13 protein-coding genes are annotated in these 18,576 nt (G+C 68.3%); 7 read left to right on the top strand and 6 right to left on the bottom strand.

Translation table 11 applies throughout. The annotated features are described in order from the left end of the window. Position 1 precedes the first annotated feature (1 nt). Positions 2–454 carry an NfeD family protein gene (locus GH266_RS10495; protein WP_209001577.1) on the top strand — a complete coding sequence of 151 codons (453 nt, stop codon included), beginning with the start codon at positions 2–4 and terminating at the stop codon, positions 452–454. Positions 455–589: 135 nt separating this feature from the next. On the opposite strand, the gene GH266_RS10490 is transcribed toward GH266_RS10495, so the two are convergent. From GH266_RS10490 to GH266_RS10480, 3 genes are all read right to left on the bottom strand, one after another. Beyond that, the gene (locus GH266_RS10490; protein WP_158193861.1) at positions 590–1,444 is read right to left on the bottom strand and encodes an OmpA/MotB family protein; all 855 of its coding nucleotides are present in this window, start codon (positions 1,442–1,444) and stop codon (positions 590–592) included. Positions 1,445–1,484: 40 nt separating this feature from the next. Continuing rightward, the gene (locus GH266_RS10485) at positions 1,485–2,252 is read right to left on the bottom strand and encodes a motility protein A (RefSeq protein ID WP_158193860.1); all 768 of its coding nucleotides are present in this window, start codon (positions 2,250–2,252) and stop codon (positions 1,485–1,487) included. Between the two features lie 157 nt (positions 2,253–2,409). After that, the gene (locus GH266_RS10480; protein WP_158193859.1) at positions 2,410–3,417 is read right to left on the bottom strand and encodes a KpsF/GutQ family sugar-phosphate isomerase; all 1,008 of its coding nucleotides are present in this window, start codon (positions 3,415–3,417) and stop codon (positions 2,410–2,412) included. Positions 3,418–3,597: 180 nt separating this feature from the next. Between GH266_RS10480 and GH266_RS10475 the strand changes: the two genes are divergently transcribed. From GH266_RS10475 to GH266_RS10465, 3 genes are all read left to right on the top strand, one after another. Continuing rightward, positions 3,598–5,142 (top strand): outer membrane beta-barrel protein, encoded by a 1,545-nt coding sequence (locus tag GH266_RS10475; protein WP_158193858.1) that lies wholly within the window; start codon positions 3,598–3,600, stop codon positions 5,140–5,142. 133 nt (positions 5,143–5,275) lie between these two features. Beyond that, positions 5,276–6,511: a lytic murein transglycosylase gene (locus tag GH266_RS10470; protein ID WP_158193857.1), complete on the top strand. Its 1,236-nt coding sequence runs from the start codon at positions 5,276–5,278 to the stop codon at positions 6,509–6,511. Between the two features lie 4 nt (positions 6,512–6,515). Next, complete coding sequence (locus GH266_RS10465; RefSeq protein ID WP_158193856.1) at positions 6,516–7,205, top strand: AraC family transcriptional regulator; 690 nt, start codon at positions 6,516–6,518, stop codon at positions 7,203–7,205. Here the strand turns inward: GH266_RS10465 and GH266_RS10460 are convergent. Then, positions 7,157–7,552 carry a VOC family protein gene (locus GH266_RS10460; RefSeq protein WP_158193855.1) on the bottom strand — a complete coding sequence of 132 codons (396 nt, stop codon included), beginning with the start codon at positions 7,550–7,552 and terminating at the stop codon, positions 7,157–7,159. The genes GH266_RS10465 and GH266_RS10460 overlap by 49 nt on opposite strands. 141 nt (positions 7,553–7,693) lie before the next feature. Here GH266_RS10460 and GH266_RS10455 point away from each other — a divergent pair, with 141 nt between their 5' ends. Both GH266_RS10455 and GH266_RS10450 read left to right on the top strand, forming a co-directional pair. Further along, positions 7,694–8,896: an SGNH/GDSL hydrolase family protein gene (locus GH266_RS10455; RefSeq protein ID WP_158193854.1), complete on the top strand. Its 1,203-nt coding sequence runs from the start codon at positions 7,694–7,696 to the stop codon at positions 8,894–8,896. A gap of 111 nt (positions 8,897–9,007) precedes the next feature. Further along, positions 9,008–10,351, top strand: coding sequence for a methyl-accepting chemotaxis protein (locus GH266_RS10450; RefSeq protein ID WP_209001576.1), 1,344 nt, complete (start codon positions 9,008–9,010; stop codon positions 10,349–10,351). Between the two features lie 240 nt (positions 10,352–10,591). Here GH266_RS10450 and GH266_RS10445 read toward each other — a convergent pair whose 3' ends face one another. Together GH266_RS10445 and gltB are read right to left on the bottom strand one after the other, a co-directional pair. Beyond that, a complete protein-coding gene (locus tag GH266_RS10445) occupies positions 10,592–12,022 on the bottom strand; it encodes a glutamate synthase subunit beta (RefSeq protein WP_158193853.1) in 1,431 nt (476 codons plus the stop codon). Positions 12,023–12,037: 15 nt separating this feature from the next. Continuing rightward, on the bottom strand, positions 12,038–16,756 hold the full coding sequence (gltB, locus tag GH266_RS10440; protein ID WP_158196145.1) for a glutamate synthase large subunit: 4,719 nt from the start codon (positions 16,754–16,756) through the stop codon (positions 12,038–12,040). A gap of 673 nt (positions 16,757–17,429) precedes the next feature. On the opposite strand from gltB, the gene GH266_RS10435 reads away from it, so the two are divergent. After that, positions 17,430–18,464, top strand: a complete 1,035-nt coding sequence (locus GH266_RS10435; protein ID WP_158193852.1) for a threonine aldolase family protein — start codon at positions 17,430–17,432, stop codon at positions 18,462–18,464. Positions 18,465–18,576 lie beyond the last annotated feature (112 nt).

Raw genomic sequence — 18,576 nt, 5'->3', positions numbered from 1 at the left:
CATGATCGAGCGTCTGGTCATGGAGCTGGGCCCGTGGATCTGGTGGATCGGCGGTCTGCTCCTGCTCGGCCTCGAGGTTCTGGCGCCGGGCACGTTCTTCCTGTGGTTCGGGCTTGCGGCCATCGTCGTCGGCACGCTGGCGATCCTGGTCGAAATGCCCTGGCAGCTCGAGATCGTGCTGTTCGGATTGCTGTCGGTGGTCGCCGTCGTGATGGGGCGCATCTACATGCGCCGGCAAGGCACCGAGGGCGAGGAGGCCGGGCTCAACCAGCGCGGCGCGCGCATGGTGGGCCGCGAATTCGTGCTGGCCGCGCCGATCTCCGGCGGGCAGGGCTCGGTCCGGGTCGACGACAGCGTCTGGCGGGTGAGCGGGCTCGACTGCCCGGCCGGCACGCGCATCCGCGTGGTCGGGGTCGACGGCAGCACGCTGGTGGTCGCGCCCGTCGAGAGCTGACTCGAGAGCTGACCGGCACGGGCGCCCGGACCGCCTGCCGCAAAAAAACAAGCGCAAACAACGCGAAAGGGCCGGGAATTCCCGGCCCTTCGTCGTGTTCGGCTGCGTCTTCCTGCCGTCGTCCGGCCCTCGCCCTTACGGATTGTGGCCGAGCGGGATCGGCGGTTCCTCGCGCATCAACAGGATGCCGATGCGGCGGTTGGCGGCGAGATAGGGATCGTTGGGGAACAGCGGCTCGCTGTCGGACTTGCCGACGACGCCGTAGAACCGGTCGGCCGGCACGCCGTATTCGGTGAGAATCTGGCGTGCGGCATTGGCGCGGTCGGCCGAGAGTTCCCAGTTGGTGTAGCTCGGGTTGATCGCGATGCCGCCCGAGGTGGTGTGGCCGGTGATCTGGATGCGGTTCGGCATCCGGCCGATGACCGGGGCCATCTTCGCCAGCAGCCGGCGGGTCAGCTCGTACGGATATTTCGAGCCTTCCGGGAACATCGAGCGGCCGTCCTGGTCGACGAGGCTGATGTTCAGGCCCTCCTCGGTCTCCTCCAGGATGATGTTGGAGGAGATCTCGGTGATGTCGGGCATTTCCTGCCAGGCCTGGCGCAGGGAGGCCGCGGCGGTGGCGAACTGGCGCGGATGCTCGATGTCCGACTTGCGCACGTCGTGGGTGTTGGCTTCCGGGCCCTGCTTGCGGCGCTGCTCGTGGCGCTCCTGCGAGAAGTCGGAATCGAGCTCTTCGGGAACCTGGGTGATGTCCTTCATGTAGTCGCGGACCGGGATGCCCTCGACCTCGATGATGCCGGTGCGCCGGGAGGTTTCCTTGACGCCGAAGGCCTCGCGCATCGAGCCGGCGACGATCTGCAGCTTCTGCTTGTCCTGGATCGAGAAGGAGATGATCAGCACGAAGAAGCACACGAGCAGGGACATCAGGTCGGCGAAGGTGACCAGCCATTCCGGGGCACCGCCGCCGCCTGCGTTCTTCTTTCTGGCCATGATGCGCCGGTCTCCGTCGCGTGAGGTGTCGTGCCGTGGATCAGGCGGCTTCCGCGAACTCGGCGCGGGCCTTTTCCGGCAGGTAGGCGATCAGCATGTCGCGGATCAGGGCCGGGCTCTTGTTCTCGCGGATCTGCAGGATGCCGTCGATGACGAGGGTCTGGTTGACCTCTTCCGTCTCGAATTTCGAATCGAGCTTGTCGACCAGCGGCAGGCAGATGACGTTGGCGATCAAGGCGCCGTAGAGCGTCGTCAGCAGCGCGATGGCCATCGACGGACCGATGGTCGAGGGATCGTCCATGGTCGCGAGCATCTGCACCAGGCCGACCAGGGTGCCGATCATGCCGAAGGCGGGGGCGGAATCGCCGAGCGCCTTGAACACCTTGCGCCCCTCCTGCAACCGGTCGAGGTAAAGATCGCGGTCGCGCTCCATGGCGTCCTTGATGAACTCGCCCTCGTAGCCGTCTGCGATGTATTGCACGCCCTTGGCCAGCGTCGGATCGCTCACCTCGACATTTTCCAGGCCCAGCGGGCCGGACTTGCGGACGATGTCGGCAAGGGTGCTGATCTCCTCGATCAGGTCGCGCGGGCTCGACTTCTTGTGGGTGAAGGCGACCTTGCCGCCGACCACGAAGGCGCCGCCGATGCCGGCCAGCGGAAAGCGCACCAGGGTCGCGGCGAAACCGCCGCCGATGACGATCAGGATGGAGGGGACGTCGATGAACTGCGTGAGGTTGCCGCCCAGCATGATGGCGATGAGGACGACCACAAATGCTGCAACGATGCCGATGATCGAACCGAGATCCATGCCGTGCCACTCTCCGAACAAACCCGTGGTCCGGTTGCGGACCTGGAGGCGATCATAGGCAGGGCGTGGCTAATCAATCCCTAAAGGGAGGACGGGAAATTCGCTGCGTAATCGGAAAAAATCGCGAGGGTGACGGCCGCTTCGCGTCAAGAATGCCTCAAGCGACACCGTGCCGCAGCAGATCGTGCAGGTGGATGATGCCGACCGGGCGGCCGTCCTCGACGACGAAGACGGCGGTGATCGAGGTCCGGTTGAGGAACTCCATCGCCGAGGCCAGCAGCATGTCGCCGGGAATGGTCTTCGGTGCGCGGGTCATGACGTCGCCGGCGGTCTTGTCGAGGAAATCGTGGCTGAGATGCCGGCGCAGGTCGCCGTCGGTGATGATGCCGACCAACTGTCCGGCCTCGTCGACGATGCCGAGTACGCCGAAGCCCTTCTGGGTGATCAGCACGATGGCGTCGCGCATGGTCGTCGCCGGGGTGGCGAGCGGCAGTTTCTCGCCGCCGTGCATCACGTCGCGGGCATGCAGCAGGCTGGCGCCGAGGCGGCCGCCGGGGTGATAGACCTTGAAATCCTGGGCGGTGAAGCCGCGCGCCTCCAGAAGCGCGATGGCCAGCGCGTCGCCCGTCGCCATCTGCAGGATGGTGGAGGTGGTCGGCGCCAGGCCGTGCGGGCAGGCCTCCTCGACCTTGGGCAGCGCCAGCACGATGTCGGCGGCCGTTCCCAGCGCGCTTTCGGCGCGCGAGGTGATGGCGACCAGCGGCACCTTGAAACGGCGCGTATAGGCGATGGTCGCGGCCAGTTCCTGCGTCTCGCCGGACCAGGATAGCGCCAGCACAACGTCGTTGTCGGTGATCATGCCGAGATCGCCGTGGCTGGCTTCCGTCGCATGGACGAAGGAGGCCGGCGTGCCGGTGGAGGCGAGCGTTGCGGCGATCTTGGCGCCGACATGGCCGCTCTTGCCGATGCCGGTGACGATCACCCGGCCGCGCGCGGCGGCGATGGTCGCAACCGCGCGGGCGAAGGGCTCCGACAGGCCGTTGCCGAGCGCCGCCTTCAGCGTCGCCAGTCCCGCTGCCTCGGTCTCGATCGTCCGCAGGGCGGAGGCACAGGCGTCCTGGCCGGCGCTGGCGGGGGAGGCGTCGAGGGCTAAGGGTGCGGTCATGAAGCGGATCCGGCCGTGTCGATGTTCGGTTGCGCCCGTCTTACCCCCCAGCCGGGGGCTTTCGCAAGGGCGGTGGGCGAAGCGCCGCCACGGCGTGCTCAACGCTCCGTTAACCTTAACAGACCATTATCGTGGCCAAAGTAGGCCGCAGCCCGGCCGCATGTCGCTTCTGGATCGAGAATGACACGGACCGCCCTTTCCGCCCTAGCCGTAATGGCGCTGCTTTCCGCGCAGCTGCCCATGGCCGCGCGCGTCCAGGCGCAGGACACCGGTTTCGGCTCTGGCTCCGGTTCGGCGCCCGGCTCGGGTTCGCTGTTCGGCTCCGCGCCGCTGGGCGCGCCCACCGATGCCGGGCTCGACGGCGAGGCGGAGGACGGGGTCGATCCGCTGGGCCGCGAGGACGGCGTTTCCGCGCAGGGGCGGGCCGGCACGCGCGGCACGATTTCCGAGATCGGCCCGGGCGCGGGCGAGGAGCCGCAGGCGCTGGCAACCACCGGACGGGCCGAGCCGGTCCAGCCGTTTTCCGAGCGGCTGCGCGCGGTGCAGAGGCGCTCGGCGCTGGCCGGCGGCGGGCGCATCGCCAACACCGCTTATGCCGGCGACACGACGCGGGACGAGCCGCGCGGCATGCGCGTCGGCTCCTTCCTGCTCTATCCGGAACTGTTCACCGGCCTCGGCTGGTCGGACAACCGGGCGGGCGATGCCAATGGCGACAGCGGCGCGACCTATCGCATCGCGCCGAGCCTCAGGGTGCAGTCCGACTGGTCGCGGCACAGCCTCGGCATCAATTTCCGCGGCAGCTATACCGGCTATCCCGACAGCGGGCTCGAGGCCGATCCCAACGTGTCGAGCGATGCCTTGCTGCGGCTGGAAGTCGGCGAGCGCAGCGAGATCGACATTTCGGGCAGCTACGGTCTGTCGATGCAGGACCGCGGCACGGCCGAATCGGCCGGCGGCGACCAGGAAATCCATACGCTCGGCGGCGGACTGGCGCTGCGCCGGGACCTCGGTCTCGTCGGCGCGGAGCTGCGCGGCGAGGTGGATGCGACCTATTACCAGGGCGCGGGCGGGGCAGCGGCCAATCGCGACCGCGACAATGCGCTGTTCACCGCGACCTTGCGCGTCGACGGCAATACCGGCGCGACGGTGACGCCCTTTGCCGAAGCGAGCCTGCTGGCCCGCCGCTACATGGACGCTTGCGACAATCTCGCGCTGTGCGAGGACCGCGATTCCTCCGGCTATGGCCTCAGGGCGGGCCTTGCCTTCGACAATGGCGGCAAGATCTCCGGCGATATCGCCGTCGGCTGGCGCAGCGAGACGCTGGACGACGCCCGCCTGGCGCGGCTGGAGGGCATGACGGTGGACGGCTCGCTCGTCTGGTCGCCGACCCGGCTGACCACGGTGACGGCGCTGGCCAATACCAGCTTCGCGCCGTCCTCGCTGGCCGGAACGCCGGGCTCGGTCGCCTATTCGGGCGATTTGCGGCTGGCGCACGGCTTCAGCGATGCGCTGAGCGGCGAGGTCGGCGTCGGCTACACCTGGCGCGACTATACCGGCCTCGTGCTGACCGAGCAGGAAGCGCGGGCGACCACCGCGCTGACCTGGGCGCTGACGTCCAACGTGGCGTTGCAGGGCCGTTACACATTCCGCCGCTTCATCTCGAGCAATGCGGGATCGAGCTACAATTCGAACACGATCGAGGCGGGGTTGAGATTCCGCCACTGAGGCATACTTGCCGACAGGGGCGGTGCGGCCGGCCTGTCGGTCCGGTCCGGAAATCCGGGGCGTCGGGGGGCGAGGGAACCGGGTCTGCACACCGCAAGCAGGCCGTTCCACCGGGAGACGATCAGGAGTGTTGATGTTTTTGCTTCAGAGCCATGCAAAGGGGCCGGCCCGTACCGCGCGGCGGCTGGCCGGCGCGCTCGGACTTGCCCTGACGCTATGCCTGCCGGCCGGCGCGGCGATGGCCGATGCCGGCTTTACCCGCTGGGTCGACGGATTCTGGTCGACGGCGCGGTCGGCCGGCGTGTCGCAGGCGACCTATCGCCGGGCGTTCCAGGGCATGACCCCGGACGAGGACACGATCCGGCTCATGAACCGGCAGTCGGAATTCGTGAAGCCGATCTGGGAGTACCTGGACAGCGCGGTCTCCGACACGCGCGTCGAGAACGGTCGCCAGATGCTGCAGACCTATGCGCGCGAGCTGGCGGTGATCGAGAGCCGCTACGGCGTCGAGCGCCACGCGGTCGTGGCGATCTGGGGCATGGAGACCAACTACGGCAACTTCATGGGCAAGCACTATGTGGTGCGGGCGCTGGCGACGCTGGCCTATGCCGCGCCGCGCCGGCGCGAGTTCTGGCAGCGCGAGCTGGTGACGGCGCTGCAGATCCTCGATGCCGGCCACGTTTCGCCCGACCGGATGGAAGGCTCCTGGGCCGGCGCCATGGGCCATACCCAGTTCATGCCCTCCAGCTGGAAGCAATATGCCTCCGACTATGACGGCGACGGCCGGCGCGACATCTGGACCAACATTCCCGATGCGCTCGCCTCCACCGCCAACTATCTGAAAAAGCACGGCTGGCAGGGCGGCAAGACCTGGGGCTACGAGGTCGAGCTGCCGCGCGGCTTCGATTATACGCTGGCCGATACCGACCGCACGCTCGGCGACTGGGCGCGGATCGGGGTGCGCCGGCCCGGCGGCCGCAACTTCCCGCGCCCCTCCGACAATGCCGAGCTGGTGCTGCCGGCCGGCGCCTCGGGTCCCGCCTTCCTGATGCTGAAGAACTTCTTCGTCATCAAGCGCTACAACAACGCCACCGCCTATGCGCTGGCCGTCGGCCATCTTGCCGACCGGATCCGCGGCGGCGAGCCGTTCGCCCGCCAGTGGCAGCGCGATGCCTTGCCGCTGTCGAAGCCGCAGGCGGAGGAACTGCAGACGCTGCTCAACCGGCGCGGCTTTTCCGTCGGCACGGCGGACGGGCAGGTCGGCCCGGCAACCCGGCGCGGCATCCGCGCCTATCAGACGGCGGCCGGCCTGATCCCGGACGGCTACGCCTCGGTGGCGCTGCTGGAGCACATCCGCAGCGGACGCTGAGCCGGTGTCGGAAGGGGCCGTCTTCCTCGCCTGGCAGCATCTGGCGGAGGGGGCCGAGTGCTCCCCCGTCCTTCCCGACGGTTGCCGCGACGTGCTGGTGCTGCGGGCGCCCGGCGAGGCGCCGCACGTGGTGCTGACCGATTTCGACGCGGGGCCGCGGACGGCCTGTCTTGCGGCCGGAACCCGCATCGACGGTTACCGGCTGCGGCCGGGCGCCGCCGTCGGGCCGGCGGTGCTGCAGGCGATCGCCCGCGATGCCCTCCTCGGACCTGGCGACGGCGCGGCGGAAATCCTCGGCAATGCGCTGGTCGACCGGCACGGCGGACACGACGATGTGGACGCCGCGATCGTGCTGCTCGCCTTGCCGGGCGAGACCCTTGCCTCCGCCGCGCGCGGCCTCGGCCTGTCGCCGCGCACGCTGCAGCGGCGGTTCCGCGAACGGGGCCTGCCGCCGCCCGACCACTGGCGCCTGCTGGGGCGGGCACGCAGGGCGGCCGGGCAACTGGCCGGCGCGGCTCCGCTGGCGGAGATAGCTGCGGCGTGCGGCTTTGCCGACCAGGCACACATGACGCGGGACCTCGCCCGCTGGTTCGGGGCGAGCCCGGAGCGGCTGCGCCGGGATCGCGCCCTTCTGGAGCTTGCCTGTCAGCCGGCGCTCGGCAACTGGACCGGCGAGCAGATTTCCACCAGATAGCCGTTGGGATCGCTGACATAAGCGGTGGTCTGTCCCCACTCCTCGCGGCGTGCGTCCTGCACCAGCGTGGCGCCGGCGGCCAGCGCCCGCTCAAGGGCCGAGGGCACGTCCTCCGTCTCGAAGGCGAGCTCGAAGACCGGTGCTTTCGCATCGGCCACGGCCGGCGACTTGCCGAGCTGGCGCATCAGGGTCTTGGAGGAAAAGGCAAGGCGCGTCTCGCCGGTCGCGAGCTCGCCGTAGTCGCCGCTGTCATGCAGGAAGCCGCGCGGCAGGGCGAAGGCGCGCTCGTAGAAATCGAGCGTCGCCGGGACGTCGTCGACATAGAGGATCGAGTATCTGAAGATCATGTCCTGCTCCGAAAAGTGGGTGCGGGCCTGCTATGGCAAGGCCGGCTGCAGCGGTCTTGAAGGATCGCGACAGGCGGGCGATTCCGACCTGGGAATCGGAATCTGTTCCCTTCCTGCTGCAAGGGCCTTAAAATCGAGACCATGACGATCTTCGCGTCCATCTCAGGGAGCCGTCCCGACAGGCCCGCCCGCCCTTCGGCGCGCGGCCGTTTCCGGCTGGCTGCGCTGGTGGCGCTGGTCGCGGCCCTGTGCCTGCTGCTGCCGGATCTTCGGCCCGGCAACGTGGCCGATTTCGGCCCGGTTTCGGCCCTGGCGCAGAACGGCCGGCCCATCGTCCAGCCGGGAGATTCGCGCAACTCCAACTTCCATCCGCTGTCGCCGCTGCTGCGCCTGTTCGGCGTCGAGAACAGCCGGCGCCGCACCCGCATCCAGGAGCGCGAGCCGCGCCAGCGGCTGCAGCCCTCGCGCGAGCCGGCGCGGCCGGTCGTCGTCGAGGTGCCGAAGGAGGCCGATGCGCGGGTGGTCCTGGTGGTCGGTGACGGGCTGGCCGGCGAGCTGGCGGAAGGGCTGGAGGCAACCTATTCGGAAGTGCCGTCGGTGCGCGTCGACAGCCTGTCCATCGCCGATGCCGGCCTTGCAGGCGCAGGCGCGGCAACGCTCGGCGACCGGGTCCGCGGCATCATCCAGGGGCGGCGCGTTGCGGCCATCGTGGTGCTGATCGGCTCGCTCGACGTGCGCGACATCACGACGGAGACCGGCACCGCGCCGTTCCGCAGCAAGGCGTGGAATGCCCTTTACGGCCAGCGGATCGGCGATCTGATCGGAGCCGCGCGGGCGCAGCGCACGCCGGTCGTCTGGGTCGGCCTGCCGCCGCCCAAGGGCGTCGCCCGGCGCAACGATTTCGCCCATATCAACACGGTCGCCAAGCAGCGCGCGGAAGCCGCGAATGCCATCTATGTGGACGTGTGGGACGTCTTCCTCGACGAGAACGGTGGCTACACCTCCTACGGTCCGGACGTCGAAGGCACGCGCCGGCAGCTGCGCTCGGCCGACGGCATCGGCTTCACCTGGCACGGCCGGCGCAAGATCGCCTTCTTCGCCGAGCGCTCGATTGCCCGCATCCTCGGCTCGTCCGGAGCCTTCGCCTTCGAGGGCGTCGAGGACGATCCCAATTTCATCGTGCTGACCGGGCGTCAGGGCGCGCCTGAAACGGTGCTGGCCGGCGGCGAGAACGCCAGGAACGCGCCGGTCGTCGACACGCCGCAATACCAGCTGATCGTGCAAGGCACGCCGATTGCGCCGCAGAACGGGCGGGTCGACGACTTCCGCAGCGCCGCGCCCTGACCGGTGGCCGCCGCCACGGGGCCGTCACCCTCCGTGTATTTACGTAATTACCTAAATTTTCACGTTTTTCGGGAAGCCTGACGACCTCGCAATATAGTCCGGGTCCCGAACATGGCATCTTCCCGCTCCGCCTTCTTGTCCCTTACCGTGACGGGCCGTTTCCTGCTCATGGTCGCGACCGCGGCGCTCATCATGATGGCCGGCACGGGCTATGCCTTCTACGTGTTCCGCCATTCGCTGCTGTCGGCACTGGGCGACCCGGTGCAGGCGCAGGAGTTTCTCGGCCCCGCCGCCACCGCCAAGCTCGACGGGCTGATCCTCGACAACATGGTCGAGATCGCGCTGGTCTGCACGCCCGTCGGCATCGCCTTCCTGGCGCTGGCCTTCTGGCTGGCGATGGGGGTGCAGCGGCCGCTGAAGGCACTTCAGGAAGGGCTCATTGCCCTGTCGAACGGCGATTTCGACATCACGGTGGCCGGTGCGGAACGGCGCGACGAGATCGGCGCCATCGCCCGCTCGGTGGCGGATTTCCGCGTGCGGCTTTCGCAAAAGGCGGAGCAGGACGCGCGCGAGGCGCTGGAGCAGCAGGAGCGCATGGCGCGCCAGCGCGGCGAGACGCTGAACCAGGTGGCGGCGGAATTCGAGCAGACGGTGGTCGGCGTCGTCCACCGGCTCGGCGATGCGGCCGGGCGCGTGGCGCATCTGACCAAGGATCTCGACGGGGCGGTCGACATGGCCGCGAGCGCCGTGGAGGACGCCTCGGGCTCCTCGATCCAGGCCTCCAGCTCGGTCTCGACGGCGGCGGAGGCGGCCGACGAGATGACCCAGTCGATCCTGTCGATCGGCCGGGAGATGGAGCAGGCGGCGGAAATGGCGCGGGCGGCGGTGGAGGAATCGCGTTCGACCGATGCCATCGTCGGCCGGCTGGCGGAGAGCGGGCGGGCCATCGGCGAGGTGGTCGACCTCATCAAGCAGATCGCCGACCAGACAAATCTCCTGGCGCTGAACGCCACGATCGAGGCGGCGCGGGCCGGGGAAATGGGCCGCGGCTTTGCCGTGGTTGCCAATGAAGTCAAGACCTTGGCGGGGCAGACCTCGCGGGCGACCGAGGATATCTCGCAGCAGGTCGAGGCGGTGCAGCAGGTCTCCGAGCAGGCGGTCGGGGCGATCCGCTCCATCGCCGGCACGGTGGAGCGCATCCACTCGATCTCCGACACGATCCTGCAGGCGGTGCAGAAGCAGATGTCGGCGACCGGCGAGATCAGCCAGAGCGTCGAGTTCGCCACGCAAAGCACGGAGAATGTCGCCTCCAGCATGGACGCGCTCGGCCGCGCCAGCGGCTCGACCCGGGCCGCGACGGACGAGATCCGCGGCGCCAGTTCCGAACTTGCCCACCTGTCCGAGGCGCTGCGCGAGCAGGTCGGCGGCTTCCTGTCGAGCATCCGCGCGGCCTGACCGTCACGGGGATAAACCAGCGCCCGGCTCTGCCTCGCGGCAGGGGATAAGGGACGCCTTGCGGCGTCGGCCGGGCGGGGACAAGTGCGGTTTTCCGCCTCGAGAAATTGAGAAAGGCGCCGCAAGCGGCGCCTTTCCCTTTGATATTGCTCATCTTTTTTTGAGACGATTTTGCAAAATCTTGCGAGATCTTGCGAAAACCCGTCCTAAACGGCCCTAAGCCTTGCAAAATCGCTCCGGTCAGCGCGGCAGGTTCGAGCTGCCCGTCAGATGCAGGTCGATGGCCCGTGCGGCCTGACGACCCTCGCGGATCGCCCAGACCACCAGCGACTGGCCCCGGCGGACGTCGCCGGCGGCGAAGACGCCGTCGATGGACGTCTTGTAGTCCTGGGTGTTCGCCTTGACGTTGGTGCGGGCGTCGCGCTCGATGCTGTCGCCGAGCTCGGCAAGGTAGGTGCCTTCCATCGGCCCGGCAAAGCCGATGGCGACCAGCACCAGCTCGGCGCGCAGGATGAACTCGCTGCCCGGGATCGGCCGGCGCTTTTCGTCGACGCGGGCGCACTTGACGCCGGTGACGTGGCCGTCCTCGCCGACGAGCGCAAGGGTGGCGGCCGCGAACTCGCGGTCGGCGCCTTCCGCCTGGCTGGAGGAGGTGCGCATCTTGGTCGGCCAGTACGGCCAGACCGTCAGCTTGTCCTCCTTCTCCGGCGGACGCGGGCGGATGTCGAGCTGGGTCACCGACAGGGCGCCCTGGCGGAACGAGGTGCCGACGCAGTCGGAGGCGGTGTCGCCGCCGCCAATGACGACGACATGCTTGCCGCCGGCCCAGTAGGGCTGCTCGGCCGAGACGTCCTCGCCGCCGACGCGGCGGTTCTGCTGGACCAGGAACGGCATGGCGTACATGCAGCCCGCAAGGTCCATGCCCGGAAGCTCGGGATCGCGCGGACGCTCGGCGCCGACGGTCAGCAGCACCGCATCATGGCGCTGCTTGAGCTCGTCGACCGTCAGGTTGACGCCGACATTGGCCCCGTAATGGAAGACGACGCCTTCGCCTTCCATCTGCTCGACGCGTCGGTCGATATAGTGCTTTTCCATCTTGAAGTCGGGAATGCCGTAGCGCATCAGCCCGCCGGCGCGCGGCTCGCGCTCGTAGACATGCACCGTGTGGCCGGCGCGGGCCAGCTGCTGGGCAGCCGCAAGGCCGGCGGGACCGGCGCCGACGATGGCGACCGTCTTGCCGGTGCGGAACGGCGCCGGCTCGGGGCGGATCCACCCTTCGGCCCAGGCCTTGTCGGCAATCGCCTGTTCCACGGTCTTGATGGCGACCGGCACGTCCTCGAGGTTCAGCGTGCAGGCTTCCTCGCACGGGGCTGGGCAGATGCGGCCGGTGAACTCCGGGAAGTTGTTGGTCGAGTGCAGGTTGCGCGCCGCCTCTTCCCAGTCGCCGTTATAGACCAGGTCGTTCCAGTCCGGGATCTGGTTGTTGACCGGACAGCCGACGGGCCCATGGCAATAGGGCACGCCGCAATCCATGCAACGGGCAGCCTGTCGCTCGACTTCCTTGTCCTCGAGCGGCAGGGTGAACTCCCTGAAGTGGCGGATGCGGTCGGAGGCCGGCTGGTACTTCTGTTCCTGCCGGTCGATCTCCAGGAAACCGGTAACTTTTCCCATGATCTCTCGTCTCCCTTACTCGGCCGCCACCAGGCCGAGCCGCTTTTCTTCCATTTCCCTGAGGGCGCGGCGGTACTCGACCGGCATCACCTTCACGAATTTCGGGCGGAACTCGTCCCACTTCTCCAGGATCTCCTGCGCCCAGGCCGAGCCGGTATGGGCGATGTGGTTGGAGATGATCTGGCGAAGCCGCTCGTCGTCGTGCCGCGTCATGTCGGCAGACAGGTCCACGCGGCCCTTGTGCTCGATGTCGCCACCATGGTGGTGGAGCTTCTCCAGGAGGTCGTCCTCCTCCGGGACCGGCTCGATGTCCACCATGGCGAGGTTGCAGCGGTTGCGGAACGAGCCGTCCTCGTCCAGCACATAGGCCACGCCGCCCGACATGCCAGCGGCGAAGTTGCGTCCCGTCCAGCCGAGCACGACGACGACACCGCCTGTCATGTATTCGCAGCCGTGGTCGCCCACGCCCTCGACGACGGCGATGGCGCCCGAGTTGCGGACCGCGAAACGCTCGCCGGCGATGCCGCGGATGTAGCACTCGCCCTCGGTCGCACCGTAGAGCACGGTGTTGCCGGCAATGATCGAGTAGTCCGGATCGGCGGCGCTCTTCGGGTTCGGACGGATGACGAGCTTGCCGCCCGCCAGGCCCTTGCCGACATAGTCGTTGGCGTCGCCCTCGAGCGTCATGGTGATGCCGCGCGCCAGGAAGGCGCCGAAGGCCTGGCCGGCGGTGCCGGTCAGCCGCACGTCGATGGTGCCGCCCTTCAGGCCCTTGTGGCCGAAGCGCTTGGCCACCTCGCCCGACAGCATCGCACCGGCGGAGCGGTCGACATTGCCGATGGTCTCGGTGATCACGACCGGCTCCTTGCGCTCCAGCGCCGGCTCGGCGGCCGCGATCAGGCGGCGGTCGAGAACGTCGTCGATCGGGTGCTTCTGGCGCTCGGTCCAGCGCTTCGCCTCGGCCGGGGCCTCGGGCATGTGGAAGATGCGCGAGAAGTCGAGGCCGCGCGCCTTCCAGTGGTCGATCATCTTCTCCTGGTCGAGCAGGTCGGTGCGGCCGATCAGCTGGTCGAAGCGGGCGATGCCCATCGCGGCCATGATCTCGCGCACTTCCTCGGCGACGAAGAAGAAGTAGTTGACCACATGCTCCGGCGCGCCCTTGAAGCGCTTGCGCAGCACCGGATCCTGGGTGGCGATGCCGACCGGGCAGGTGTTCAGGTGGCACTTGCGCATCATGATGCAGCCGGCGGCGATCAGCGGCGCGGTCGAGAAGCCGAACTCGTCGGCCCCCAGCAGCGCGCCGACGATGACGTCGCGCCCGGTCTTCAGGCCGCCGTCGACCTGCAGCGCGATGCGCGAGCGCAGCCCGTTGAGCACCAGGGTCTGCTGGGTCTCGGCAAGGCCGATCTCCCAGGGGCTGCCGGCATGCTTGATCGAGGTCAGAGGCGAGGCGCCGGTGCCGCCGTCATAGCCGGACACGGTGATGTGGTCGGCGCGCGCCTTGGCGACGCCGGCGGCAACCGTGCCGACGCCGACTTCCGACACCAGCTTGACCGAGATGTCGGCCGCCGGGTTGACGTTCTTCAGATCGTAGATCAGCTGCGCCAGATCCTCGATCGAATAGATGTCGTGATGCGGCGGCGGCGAGATCAGGCCCACCCCTTGCGTCGAATGACGGACCTTGGCGATCACCGCGTCGACCTTGTGGCCGGGCAGCTGGCCGCCCTCGCCGGGCTTGGCGCCCTGGGCCACCTTGATCTGGATCATGTCCGAGTTGACGAGATAGTCGGTGGTCACGCCGAAGCGGCCCGAGGCGACCTGCTTGATCGCCGAGCGCATCGGGTTCTGCGACCCGTCCGGCAGCGGCCGGTAGCGTTCCGGCTCCTCGCCGCCCTCGCCGGTGTTCGACTTGCCGCCGATCCGGTTCATGGCGACGGCCAGCGTCGAGTGGGCCTCGCGCGAGATCGAGCCGAAGGACATGGCGCCGGTGGAGAAGCGCTTGACGATCTCGGCCGCCGGCTCGACCTCGTCGATGGAGATCGGCGCGCGGCCGGTATCCTCGGCGGTCTTGACCCGGAACAGCCCGCGGATGGTGAAGCGGCCGTTGTGCTCGTTGGTCTCGCGGGCGAACTCGCGATACTGGTCGGGCAGGTTGGAGCGCACCGCGTGCTGCAGGAAGGCGACGCCTTCCGGGGTCCACAGGTGGTTCTCGCCGCGCACCCGGTAGGCGTATTCGCCGCCGACATCGAGCGAGCGGCGCAGCACCGGCACGTCGGCGAAGGCGACGGCGTGGCGGCGGGTGGTCTCCTCGGCGACCTCGGCAAGGCCGATGCCCTCGATCATCGTGGCGGTGCCGAAGAAATACTCGTTGACGAAGTCGGTCGACAGGCCGACCGCGTCGAAGATCTGGGCGCCGCAATAGGACTGGTAGGTCGAGATGCCCATCTTGGACATGACCTTGAGGATGCCCTTGTCGATCGACTTGATGTAGCGGTAGACGACCTCGTCGGCGTCGACCTCTTCGGGGAAGTCGAGCTCGGCATGCAGCTGCAGCAGCGTCTCGAAGGCGAGATAGGGGTTGATCGCCTCCGCGCCGTAGCCGGCCAGCACGCAGAAGTGATGCACCTCGCGCGCCTCGCCCGTCTCCACCACCAGGCCGACCGAGGTGCGCAGGCCCTTGCGGATCAGGTGATGGTGCACGGCGGCCGTCGCCAGCAGCGCCGGGATGGCGATGCGGCCGCGGCTGACCAGGCGGTCCGACAGGATGACGATGTTGTAGCCGTTGACCACCGCCTTCTCGGCATTGGCGCACAGGTTGTCGAGCGCCTCGCGCATGCCGTCCGCGCCCTTGGAGGCGTCGTAGGTGATGTCGAGCGTCTTGGCCGAGAACTGGTTGTCGGCGGTGTCGCCGATGGTCCGGATCTTCTCCAGGTCGTCATTGGTGAGGATCGGCTGGCGAACCTCCAGACGCTTTGAGGTGGCCAGGCCCTTGAGGTCGAACAGGTTCGGCCGCGGCCCGATGAAGGAGACGAGGCTCATCACCAGCTCCTCGCGGATCGGGTCGATCGGCGGGTTGGTGACCTGGGCGAAGTTCTGCTTGAAATAGGTGTAGAGCAGCTTCGGCTTGTCCGAGAGCGCGGAGATCGGCGTGTCGGTGCCCATCGAGCCGATGGCTTCCTGGCCGACGGTCGCCATCGGATGCATCAGGAGCTTGATGTCTTCCTGGGTGTAGCCGAAGGCCTGCTGGCGGTCGAGCAGCGTCTCGGCCGCGACCGGCGCACGGCCGCGCACCGCCGGCATTTCCTCCAGCACGATCTGGGTGCGGTGCAGCCAGTCCTTGTAGGGGTTGGCGGTGGAGAGCTGGCGCTTGATCTCGTCGTCGGAAATGATCCGGCCTTCCTCGAGATCGATCAACAGCATCTTGCCCGGCTGCAGCCGCCACTTGCGGATGATCTTCTCTTCCGGCACCGGCAGCACGCCGACCTCGGACGACATGATGACGAAATCGTCGTCGGTCACCACGTAACGGGCCGGACGCAGGCCGTTGCGGTCGAGGGTCGCGCCGATCTGGCGGCCGTCGGTGAAGGCGACGGCGGCCGGGCCGTCCCACGGCTCCATCAGGGCGGCGTGATACTCGTAGAAGGCCCGCAGGTTCTCGTCCATCAAGGGGTTGCCGGCCCAGGCCTCGGGAATCAGCATCATCGCCGCATGGGCGAGCGAGTAGCCGCCGCGCACCAGGAACTCGAGCGCGTTGTCGAAGCAGGCGGTGTCGGACTGGCCCTCGTAGGAGATCGGCCACAGCTTGGAGATGTCGTCGCCGAACAGCGGCGAGGACACGCTCGCCTGGCGGGCGGCCATCCAGTTGACGTTGCCGCGCAGGGTGTTGATCTCGCCGTTATGGGCGACCATCCGGTAGGGATGGGCGAGATCCCAGGACGGGAAGGTGTTGGTCGAGAAGCGCTGGTGGACGAGCGCCAGCGCCGAGGTGAAGCGCGGGTCCTTCAGGTCGGCGTAATAGGCGCCGAGCTGGTAGGCCAGGAACATGCCCTTGTAGACCAGCGTCCGGCTCGACAGGGAGACGATATAGAAGCCGCGGCCGACCGCGTCGGTCTCGGCGCGGATGGTGTTGGAGATCACCTTGCGCAGCACGAAGAGGCGGCGCTCGAAATCGTCCTCGGTCTCGCAGTCGCGGCAGGCGATGAACACCTGGCGCGAGCAGGGCTCGGTCGCCGCGATGTCGGGCGCCTTGGACAGGGAGGAATTGTCGACCGGCACATCGCGCCAGCCAAGGCATGCCTGGCCTTCCGCGTTGATGACGCGCTCGACGATCTCCTCGCAGACGCGGCGCAGCGCCGGGTCCTGCGGCAGGAAGAGGAAGCCGACGCCGTAGCGGCCCTGCTCGGGCAGGTCGATGCCGAGATCCTTCGCCTCGGCGACGAAGAAGTCGTGCGGGATCTGCACCAGCATGCCGGCGCCGTCGCCCATCAGGGGATCGGCACCGACCGCGCCGCGATGGGTGAGGTTTTCCAGCACCTGCAACCCGTCGGAGACGATGCGGTGGGAGGGAACGCCCTTGAGATGGGCAACGAAGCCGACGCCGCAGGCATCATGCTCGCGCGCAGGGTTGTAAAGGCCCGATCGCGCGGCTTCCTCGCGTCGCTCGTTCAGCGTTTTGCGGGCAGTCGTTGCTTTGGCCGGTGCGGTTTCGGTCACGAAGTCCAGCGCCTCGATCATCGCTTCGGTCTTGCTCATGTCTGCCCTCTTTCATCCTGCGCCGGGACCGTCCTTCTCCGTTCGGGTCGCGCTCTCTCGTGATCGAGGAGCCCGGCTCGTCCGTCGAACGGGCGTTCGCCCTGACGCTGACCAGTGAAGCGGACCCGCCCTTTCGGTCCGCCTGTTCCGGCGGTTCGCGTCCCCTCGCGGGACATCCGCCGGCAATCCGTTTCGGTGCTTCGCACCGGCAAGGGCGTATGCCCCGCATGCCGCAGTCATACGCCGGAAAATGCGCCGGCGGATCCCGCGACCTGTTGTAGCACACGCTGCCGCCTGCGATCAGCCGTCGGATGCGTTCAGCCCTGTCCGACGGGGTGCCGCGGGCGCGGCGCGGGAAGCCGGCCAGCCCCGGCCGCTTCCCTTCCGGCCAAAAGGGACAGTAATCCTGTCCTATCTGGCGGAGGCGCACAATGCCAGATTTCCGGTGGGGGAGCAAGCGGCTTGCAAGCCCGCGCAAAACTATTTCTTGCGCCATGGCCGGGGGCTTTTGTCATTAATGCAATGCTGTTGTGGCGGGAAGGAAAGAATCTGTCGGTTGCCGGTGCCCGCCGCGCCTGCAAAGGGCGGGGGAGGGGTGCAGGAGAGGCATGCGGACGGGCTTGCAAGGCCGCGCGCGGCGGTCTTAGATCGCGCCATGATCTTCGCCAGCGACAATTGGGCGGGTGCCTCGCAGCCGGTAATGGATGCCATGGTCCGCCACAACACGGGCGCCGCGCCGGCCTACGGCACGGACCCGCTCACCCTCAAGGTTCGCGACCGGTTTCGCGAGATCTTCGAGAAGGACGACCTCACGGTCTGGTTCACCGCAACCGGCACGGCGGCCAATGCGCTGACCATGGCGGCCTGCGCAAGGCCCGGCGGGCTGGTGCTGACCAGCGATATCGCCCATGTGCTGTGCGACGAGTGGGGGGCGACGGAGTTCTTCTCGCACGGCATGAAGATGGTGCCGGTGGAAACGCGCAACGGGCGGATCTCGGCTGAAGGCCTCTCGCGCGAACTGGCCAAGCACCCGGCCGGCAGCCGCTTCGGCACGCCGGTGGCGGTGAGCCTGACCCAGGCGAGCGAGTGCGGCACGGTCTACCCGCTGGATGAGCTGGCGGCGCTGACGAGGGCTGCGAAGGAACGCGATCTCGTCTGCCACATGGACGGCGCGCGCTTCGCCAACGCGCTGGTGCATCTGGGGTGCAACCCGGCGGAGATGACCTGGAAGGCGGGGATCGACGTCCTGTCCTTCGGCGGCACCAAGAACGGCTGCTGGTGCGCCGAGGCGATCGTGGTGTTCAACCAGGATGCCTTGCGCGATCTTGCCGCGCACCGCTCGCGCGCCGGGCACCTGTTCTCCAAGTCGCGCTTCGTCGCGGCCCAGCTCGACGGCTATCTGGAGAACGGCCACTGGCTGGATAGCGCCCGCCACGCCAATGCGATGGCGAGCGCGCTCGCCGACGGGCTCACGGCCTGCGGCCATGCGCTGGCCCATCGCGTCGAGGCGAACGAGGTGTTTCCGGTGCTCGACCTTGCCACCATCGCGCGGCTGCGCGAGGCAGGCGCGGCGTTCTACGAATGGCCGGAGATCGAGGCGGGCGAGGGGCTTTCCGGCGTGCGGCTGGTGACGTCCTTCGCGACGACGACCGAGGAGGTCGCGCGCTTCCTGGAGGTCGCCGGGGGGTAAGGGGCGGCTCTGCGGGGAAGAATTTTCTCCGCGCGCGGCTTTTCTTGCTGGAAATTTGGAAAGCGTTTTCGCGTTTCGGATTGGCGCAAAGCCGAACGGGGCTAGCCTCGCG

The organism is Stappia indica (genome assembly GCF_009789575.1).
Taxonomy (GTDB): domain Bacteria; phylum Pseudomonadota; class Alphaproteobacteria; order Rhizobiales; family Stappiaceae; genus Stappia; species Stappia indica_A.
This window is presented reverse-complemented; position numbering and strand designations above follow the sequence as displayed.

Coding starts and splice junctions, on each gene's coding strand:
- GH266_RS10490 (WP_158193861.1), bottom strand. CDS start 1,444: ATGGCCAGAAAGAAGAACGCAGGCGGCGGCGGTGCCCCGGAATGGCTG.
- GH266_RS10455 (WP_158193854.1), top strand. CDS start 7,694: ATGACGATCTTCGCGTCCATCTCAGGGAGCCGTCCCGACAGGCCCGCC.
- GH266_RS10460 (WP_158193855.1), bottom strand. CDS start 7,552: ATGATCTTCAGATACTCGATCCTCTATGTCGACGACGTCCCGGCGACG.
- gltB (WP_158196145.1), bottom strand. CDS start 16,756: ATGATCGAGGCGCTGGACTTCGTGACCGAAACCGCACCGGCCAAAGCA.
- GH266_RS10470 (WP_158193857.1), top strand. CDS start 5,276: ATGTTTTTGCTTCAGAGCCATGCAAAGGGGCCGGCCCGTACCGCGCGG.
- GH266_RS10495 (WP_209001577.1), top strand. CDS start 2: ATGATCGAGCGTCTGGTCATGGAGCTGGGCCCGTGGATCTGGTGGATC.
- GH266_RS10445 (WP_158193853.1), bottom strand. CDS start 12,022: ATGGGAAAAGTTACCGGTTTCCTGGAGATCGACCGGCAGGAACAGAAG.
- GH266_RS10435 (WP_158193852.1), top strand. CDS start 17,430: ATGATCTTCGCCAGCGACAATTGGGCGGGTGCCTCGCAGCCGGTAATG.
- GH266_RS10485 (WP_158193860.1), bottom strand. CDS start 2,252: ATGGATCTCGGTTCGATCATCGGCATCGTTGCAGCATTTGTGGTCGTC.
- GH266_RS10480 (WP_158193859.1), bottom strand. CDS start 3,417: ATGACCGCACCCTTAGCCCTCGACGCCTCCCCCGCCAGCGCCGGCCAG.
- GH266_RS10450 (WP_209001576.1), top strand. CDS start 9,008: ATGGCATCTTCCCGCTCCGCCTTCTTGTCCCTTACCGTGACGGGCCGT.
- GH266_RS10475 (WP_158193858.1), top strand. CDS start 3,598: ATGACACGGACCGCCCTTTCCGCCCTAGCCGTAATGGCGCTGCTTTCC.